Origin of the sequence: Dyella sp. (genome assembly GCF_035277725.1) — a bacterium.
Classification (GTDB): Bacteria; Pseudomonadota; Gammaproteobacteria; order Xanthomonadales; family Rhodanobacteraceae; genus Dyella_B.
In genome coordinates, this window is the sequence record NZ_DATEJY010000011.1 from 1 (window position 1) to 7,249 (window position 7,249).

A 7,249-nucleotide genomic window follows, 5' to 3' on the forward strand; every position below is an offset into this window, starting at 1 on the left:
CGCGAGGTGGCGGGCTTCGTTCTGGACGGCGCGGCTTACGCTGTACTCAGCGACAGAAAGGACTAGAACGCATGCTGGACCTCAACGACTTGTACTATTTCGCAACCTTGGCGGAGCGTGGCAGCTTTACGGCGGCCGCAGGATGCTGGTCGAGGGAGCTCCGCCCACCAGCGCAAGCCTTTAGCGCACCGTTTCATCAGCGCAACAAAGAATTCCAAAGAGCGTATTTTTCATTCGATGGGTTCGCCATACGATGCCACAGCACTTCACATCAGCACGATGACGCGGATGCGTCCGCGTTTCCGATTCCCCCTTGAAACAAGGACAGAACCATGAAATGCGCAAACAAAGTTGCCATCGTCACGGGCGGCTCACGCGGCATCGGCGCTGCCATTGCCCGCAAACTTGCTGCAGAGGGCGCGACGGTAGCCATCGTGTACAAAAGCAACGCCGAGCAGGCGAAATCAGTCCTCGATACCATCGCGAACGCGGGCGGCACGGCCAAAGCATTCGCGGCTGACGTGACCGATCAGTCGGCCGCACAGGCAACCATCGAGGCCGTCGTGAAGCACTTCGGCCGCATCGATATCCTGATCAACAACGCCGGCGCGTTGGAGATGCGGAACTTTGGCGATATAGATAACGGACACGTGTCACGTCTTTTCAGCGCAAACATGGGCAGCGTGCTGAACATGATGCAGGCCGCCGCGCCTCATTTTCCGCCGAGTGGCGGACGCATCGTCAACGTATCCACCAACCTGATTTATTCGCCGCGCCCCGGAACGGCCATTTATGCTGCAAGCAAGGCTGCCGTTTCCGTACTGACGAACGCCTTCGCCAAGGAACTCGGCGCGCGTGGCATCACCGTCAATGCCGTCGCGCCATCGATGGTCAGCACCGATATGACCGCCGCTACGCCCGAGGCGCGTCGGCAGGCAGTGATCGCCAGCACACCTGCCGGGCGCATTGGGGAACCGACAGACATCGCCGATGTGGTCGCCTTCCTTGCCTCGGATGACTCGCGCTGGATCACCGGCCGTACGATGCTGGCCGACGGCGGCCTGACCGATGCGTTATGAGAAATGCCGAACATGTATGCGCTCACTGTGCGATTGAATATCAGGCCCCAATGCATGGAGGATTTCATGCGCGAACTGGCTGTGCTTCGCGTGCTGATCGAACGCGAACCGGACTGTCTACGCTTTGATGTTTTGCGAAATACCGAGCATCCTGGCGAGGTACTGATGATTGAGGCATGGAGTAGCCGTGATCATTTTGAACAAGTGCAATCGAAACGGGCCTACTACGCGCCCTACTTTGCACGCGTCAAATCCATGTGGCTGGATGAACGCCAGCTTGGCCATTGGGATGTCGTTTCGCCGGTAGCGACGCAACCCGGCTATGGTCTTTGAGAATCGAACCTGGTTCTCGTCGAAACTAGGGATGCTCTGATCCATTCCACGTACCCGTCACCGCACTGTATGCGCGCATCGCACAGCACCGACGGCGAAGGCATACTGGTTGTATGTCGAGACGGCGGGGCGAAGCGATGCGCGCATACAGTGCGGCCCCAACGTCTTGAATTTAAACGGTGGGGTGACGTCCAGAAGGCCCGCAGGCTGCGCCGCGCGGCTTGGCAAGACGGCCAGTCTTCCCGGCGCCGCGCAGCACACCCTGCGAGCCTTCTGGACGTCATGCCGGGCACGTGGAATGGATCAGAGCATCCCTAGCTGCTGCAAGCACAGCATTGTGTTGGGGTGCGTCTTTGGCTTAACCAACCTACAAGGTGCATGCGCAGTTTTTTTGTTGCTAGCTGACAGAATGCAGAAACGCGTCCAACGCCGCACCGCGATATTTCTCCCGGTGCAGCAGGATCGACAGTTTGCGGCGAAGATCGAGAAAGGGAGTTTTCAACGCGGCCAGTCGGCCGGTGGCGAGCGCATCAGTCACCGCCACTTCCGGCAGGCAGGCGATACCCAGGCCCGCTGCAACGGCCTGCTTGATCGCTTCGATCTGATCGAGTTCCAACACCGTTTCGCCGGGTGGCAACAGGGCGAGTGCGCGTTCGGTCGTGGCTCGCGTTGCAGAACCAGGCTCGCGCAACACCCAGCGCGCGCCGGCGAAGTGCTCGGGCTTCAGGGTGCGCTTTTTTGCCAAAAGATGATCGGGTGCCGCGCAAACCACCAAGGCATCGTCGCGCCAGGGATGCACTTCGAGCAGCGGATGCGTCACCGGGCCTTCGACGCAACCGACATCGAGGCTGTGATCGAGCATGGCAGCAGCGATGTCGTCCGTATTCGCCACGCGCAAACGGATAGCGACATGCGGATGCGCGCGCACGAACTCGCCCAGCAATTCACCCACGCGGTAATTGCCCACCGTGTTGCTCGCGCCAATGCGCAATTCGCCTGCCAGCGCCACCGTCTTGCCGGTGGCACGACGGCCGAACTCGGCATGACGCTCAAGCAGTTCCTGGGCAAGCGGCAGCAGTTCGCGCCCGCGCGCATTGAGGCGCAGCCGGCCGCGTTCGCGATCGAATACCGGCGCATCGAGCTGACGCTCCATTTCGGCCAGCGCCATGCTGGCTGCCGGCTGGGTAAGGTGCAGCCGCTCGGCGGCGGCGCGCACACTGCCGAGGAGGGCGACCTGCACGAATACATCGAGCTGACGGAGGCTGACGTTGAGCATCAGCCAATCTTATAGGCTTGATTAGATATTTCAAATTTTCCTAATACATGACGAATCGGACAATGACGCATCCCCACGGAACTGCCGTCATGAACGCCATCTCCCTACCCGCCGCCCCCACCCTGCAAATCCGCGCCTCCGGTCTGTTGCTGGCCGTGGTTATCGCGCTGGCGGCGTGGTGGCTGGGCCGCCAGGTGCCGCTGATCGGCGGTCCGGTGTTCGGCATCGTGATCGGCATCGCGGTGCGCAACCTGCTCTCGCCAGGGGAGCGCTTCAACCCGGGCATCCAGTTCGCCAGCAAGCAGATTCTGCAGTGGTCGATCATTGCGCTGGGGTTCGGGCTGAGCCTTACCCAGGTCGCCAAGACCGGGCTGGAATCGCTGTCGGTGACCCTGGTGACGATGAGCGTGGCGTTCGCCTCGGCCTGGCTGCTTGGCCGCGTGCTGAAAGTGCATGACAAGCTCAAGATCTTGATCGGCGTGGGTACCGCGATCTGTGGCGGCTCGGCGATTGCCGCAGTGACGCCGATCATCAAGCCGGACGATCACGATACGGCGTTCGCGATCTCCACCATCTTTCTGTTCAACATCGTGGCGGTACTGCTGTTCCCGCTGCTGGGCCATGCGCTGCATCTGTCCGATCTCGGTTTCGGGCTGTGGGCAGGCACGGCGATCAACGACACCTCTTCGGTCGTCGCTGCTGGTTACAGCTACAGCACGGCGGCAGGCGATTACGCGACGATCGTGAAGCTGACGCGCGCCACGCTGATCATCCCGATCTGCCTGGTGCTCGCCATCGTGGTAGCCATGCGTGAGAAGCGCGCGGCGAAGCACGCCGGCGTGGTCAGCGACTTCAAACTGAGCCGCATCTTTCCGTGGTTCATCCTGTGGTTTCTGGTGGCTTCCGCGGTGCGTACGGCGGGTTTTGTGCCGAGCGAGATCCAGCCGGCGATTCATCTGGCGGCGGAGTTCATGATCATCGTGGCGCTTACTGCGATCGGCCTGTCGGCGAATCTGCGCAAGATGGCGTCGACCGGTGTACGGCCGATTCTGCTGGGCCTCGGTGTATGGGCGGCAGTGTCGGTGAGCAGCCTGCTAGTGCAGTTGGTAATCGGGCAGCTGTGACGTAGGTTGGGGTGCGAACCCCAACATTGCTCTCCCATCTGCATCCCGATGTTGGGGTCCGCACCCCACCTACGCTCGCCCTTGCTCGGCCAGTGTCAGCGCGACTTTGTCGCGCAAATACACCGGCAATGCGTGCTCCGGCGCCACGACACGACCCGCTTTGAATTCACTTACCGCCAGCGTTGCAACATGACGCGCCTGCGGATAGCAGCTGCCATCGGCAGAACGAGGTTCCACACCGAGACGGGCAAGCAAGGCGGCGTGGTACGTCGCCCAACCGGAACCGGCCACGTTCCATGCATGAGCTTGCGGCAAGACCAGCGAATCAGCAGTGCAGACGCGCTCTTCGTCCAGCGCGATCAAGCCGCCTTCATCATCACGCTGGTAGCAAGCCGCATAGATCTCGCCCATGCGTGCATCGATGACGGCCAGGATCGCGGCATCGTCTTCCGGCGCTTCCAGCGCCAGCGCTGCCAGCGAAGAAACGGGAATCACCGGCCGGTCCAGCGCCATCGCCATGCCTTGCGCCAGCGACACGGCCAAACGCACGCCAGTGAACGCACCGGGGCCGCGCCCCACCGCAATGGCGTCCAAGGCATGTTTGCCGATGCCCGCTTCCGCCAGCAGCTCATCGGCCATCGGCAGTACGCGTTCGGCGTGGCGGCGTGGTGCCAGCTCGCTGCGGGCGACGAGGGTTTCACCGTGCACCAGGGCGACGGAGCAGGCTTCGGTGGCGGTTTCGATGGCGAGCAGGTTCATCGCGGCATTCTCGCATGCCTATGTGGATTGGGAGGACAAGTCCACGATGCTGGGATTGTCATCCCAGCCTACGCGCTCAATACCGCTTCGCCTTGGGGTTGTAATAACTCGTATCGCTTGCCTCCAGCAATTGACGCATCGCTGGACCCAGCTGCTTGAAACGGTGCGACGCCAACACTTCCTTCTTGCCGGGAATGTCGTACTGCCCGGATACGCCTTCCCGTTGTACATCAGCAGGCAGATCCGCCGGCCGCGGCAATTGCTCCGGCCAATGCTGGGCGTGCAACGTCAGCGCAGGGCACCAGTGCCGGTTGTCGGGATGTACCGGTTCGCGCTCCTTGATATGCAGCACCGCGCGCCTGCCGAACTCCGCCACGAACGCATGATAGAAGTCGTACTCGAGCGTGTTTTCGAACGTCGGCTGGATGCCGTCGATCACGTTGAAGAAGCGCGGATCGTTGCGTGCAATAAAAAACTGCGTCGACAGCGTCTGCTTGCGCTTCACGCCGAAGTCATTGCCTAACGTATTGAGTACCTTCGCCGCGCCCAGCTTCATCTTCGCGAAGGGATGATGCAGACGCCGCCATTGCACGCGTTGATCGGTGCTCCACGTCGACGCCGCCAGGTAAGCCTCGGGATGGCGATCGAGCAGATCGATGTAGCGCTGGATCACCGCTTGATCGAACACCCAGGTATCGGCCTCGACGTGCACAAGATATTGCGGGTTATAGATCTCCACCGCTGCCCGGCAGGACTGCCGCAGCAAGTTCAGCGCACCGTCGATGATGGAACGCGGCTGGCACCGCACCAGCACGTTCTCCATGTGCGCGGCGTAAATGGGATCGGAGCAGGCATGCACGATCGGCCACGGCTCGGCATAGTTCAGCTTGATGATTTCCTGATTGATGCGCGCGCAGTCGGGACGTTCGTGGTTGGTCATGCAGACCACCGCCTTGGGGCGAGGCTCGATAGCGGCCGGCTTCGGCAGGCCTGCAGTGGCGATATCGGCTTCGTTTCGTACTTCCATGCGCCCTGCTCGGATGGGAGTTGCTTGACGTCAGTCCAGCACTATAGCGCCATTGCAACGGACCTCTTGTCGTTGGAGTCGCGCTTTACCAGGGTTTTGTGGGCTGGGATGCAATCTCGGCTTTTTTCAGATGGCGCCCACCTCAACCCTCCTCTGCGAGCAGGGAGGGAGCAAGACGCCCGCGCTTTGGCACACCCCCACCCGCACCTTACAATGCCGGTTTCTATGCCTATCCACGCGCGCTTGTGCCCCGGCGCGCCAATGCGAGTCCCCGATGGAAAAGAGTTTCGAGCCCCGCCCGATCGAGTCGAAGTGGTATGCCCGCTGGGAACAGAGCGGCGTGTTCCACCCCGCCGGCCATGGCGAGCCGTACTGCATCCTGCTGCCGCCGCCGAACGTCACCGGCACCCTGCACATGGGCCACGCGTTCCAGCAGACCGTGATGGACATGCTGATCCGCTACCAGCGCATGCGCGGCATGAATGTGCTCTGGCAGGTGGGCACCGACCACGCGGGCATCGCCACGCAGAAGATCGTGGAAAACCAGCTCGCGGTAGAGAGCAAGACCCGCCACGACCTGGGTCGTGAGCCATTCGTGGAGCGGGTGTGGCAGTGGAAAGAGGAATCCGGCTCCACCATCACCAACCAGATGCGCCGCCTCGGCGTCGCCGCCGACTGGTCGCGCGAGCGCTTCACCATGGACGAGGGCCTGTCCGCCGCGGTGCGCAAGGTGTTTGTGGACTGGTATCGCGCGGGCTTGATCTATCGCGGTAACCGTCTGGTGAACTGGGATCCGGTGCTGGGCACGGCGGTGTCCGATCTGGAGGTGAACAACGTCGAGCGCGATGGGCACATGTGGTCGATTCGCTATCCGACTATCGACGGAACGGACAGCCTGGTCGTTGCCACAACTCGACCTGAAACCATGCTCGGGGACGCCGCCGTAGCAATTCACCCCGATGATGAGCGCTACAAGCATTTACACGGAAAACGATTGCGCTTGCCGATTACGGGACGCGAAATTCCGGTAATTCTGGATGAGTATGTTGACCGCGAATTTGGAACTGGAGCGGTAAAAATCACGCCTGCCCACGACTTCAATGATTATGTCATTGGCCAGCGGCATGGCTTGCCTCAATTCAATGTATTCACGCTGACAGCCAAGGTTGTTAGCGACTCAGACTGGACTGGTAGCGTCATTAAACCAGGTGGCGCAGGCAAGGTGCGCAGCAATTACGTCGACATGGCCGTGGACATCGGCGTCCCGACCAAGTACCAGGGGCTAGATCGCTACGAAGCACGCAAGGTCGTGCTTGCCGACCTCGACGCAGCCGGTCTTCTAGTCGAAACCAAACCGCACAAACTGCAGGTGCCGGTCAGCCAGCGCTCGGATGCGGTGATCGAGCCCATGCTCACCGACCAGTGGTTCGTCGATCTCACCAGCGACACGCAAAAGGATGGGCGCCCGGGTGGACGCAAGGCCATCACCGAACCCGCACTCGACGCCGTGCGCTCGGGCGCGATCAAGTTCGTGCCGGAGAACTGGACCACCACCTACACGCAGTGGCTGGAAAACATCCAGGACTGGTGCATCAGCCGCCAGCTGTGGTGGGGCCATCGCATTCCGGCGTGGTACGACGAAGCTGGCAAT

Annotated in this window: 7 protein-coding genes; 4 read left to right on the top strand and 3 right to left on the bottom strand. The window is 61.4% G+C overall.

Features of this window, described 5'->3' with window-relative positions:
• The first annotated feature begins 332 nt into the window (after positions 1–332).
• Positions 333–1,079, top strand: coding sequence for a glucose 1-dehydrogenase (locus VJR68_RS00590; protein WP_324145603.1), 747 nt, complete (start codon positions 333–335; stop codon positions 1,077–1,079).
• 12 nt (positions 1,080–1,091) lie between these two features.
• Entirely contained in the window at positions 1,092–1,412 is a 321-nt protein-coding gene (locus VJR68_RS00595; protein WP_324145604.1) for a putative quinol monooxygenase, read from the top strand.
• A gap of 397 nt (positions 1,413–1,809) precedes the next feature.
• Here the strand turns inward: VJR68_RS00595 and VJR68_RS00600 are convergent, their stop codons facing one another.
• Positions 1,810–2,688, bottom strand: a complete 879-nt coding sequence (locus tag VJR68_RS00600; protein ID WP_324145605.1) for a LysR family transcriptional regulator — start codon at positions 2,686–2,688, stop codon at positions 1,810–1,812.
• An 89-nt stretch (positions 2,689–2,777) separates the two neighbouring features.
• On the opposite strand from VJR68_RS00600, the gene VJR68_RS00605 reads away from it, so the two are divergent.
• Positions 2,778–3,812: a YeiH family protein gene (locus VJR68_RS00605; protein WP_324145606.1), complete on the top strand. Its 1,035-nt coding sequence runs from the start codon at positions 2,778–2,780 to the stop codon at positions 3,810–3,812.
• Between the two features lie 69 nt (positions 3,813–3,881).
• On the opposite strand, the gene tsaB is transcribed toward VJR68_RS00605, so the two are convergent.
• Positions 3,882–4,571 (bottom strand): tRNA (adenosine(37)-N6)-threonylcarbamoyltransferase complex dimerization subunit type 1 TsaB, encoded by a 690-nt coding sequence (gene tsaB, locus VJR68_RS00610; RefSeq protein WP_324145607.1) that lies wholly within the window; start codon positions 4,569–4,571, stop codon positions 3,882–3,884.
• Positions 4,572–4,647: 76 nt separating this feature from the next.
• Positions 4,648–5,598, bottom strand: coding sequence for a hypothetical protein (locus VJR68_RS00615; protein ID WP_324145608.1), 951 nt, complete (start codon positions 5,596–5,598; stop codon positions 4,648–4,650).
• Between the two features lie 274 nt (positions 5,599–5,872).
• Here VJR68_RS00615 and valS point away from each other — a divergent pair.
• A partial coding sequence (valS, locus tag VJR68_RS00620; RefSeq protein ID WP_324145609.1) for a valine--tRNA ligase occupies positions 5,873–7,249 on the top strand: 1,377 nt, incomplete at its 3' end.

What these genes read in the sequence shown, in the direction of transcription:
- VJR68_RS00595 (WP_324145604.1), top strand. Translation starts at nt 1,092, where the DNA reads ATGTATGCGCTCACTGTGCGATTGAATATCAGGCCCCAATGCATGGAG.
- VJR68_RS00590 (WP_324145603.1), top strand. Translation starts at nt 333, where the DNA reads ATGAAATGCGCAAACAAAGTTGCCATCGTCACGGGCGGCTCACGCGGC.
- VJR68_RS00605 (WP_324145606.1), top strand. Translation starts at nt 2,778, where the DNA reads ATGAACGCCATCTCCCTACCCGCCGCCCCCACCCTGCAAATCCGCGCC.
- VJR68_RS00615 (WP_324145608.1), bottom strand. Translation starts at nt 5,598, where the DNA reads ATGGAAGTACGAAACGAAGCCGATATCGCCACTGCAGGCCTGCCGAAG.
- tsaB (WP_324145607.1), bottom strand. Translation starts at nt 4,571, where the DNA reads ATGAACCTGCTCGCCATCGAAACCGCCACCGAAGCCTGCTCCGTCGCC.
- VJR68_RS00600 (WP_324145605.1), bottom strand. Translation starts at nt 2,688, where the DNA reads ATGCTCAACGTCAGCCTCCGTCAGCTCGATGTATTCGTGCAGGTCGCC.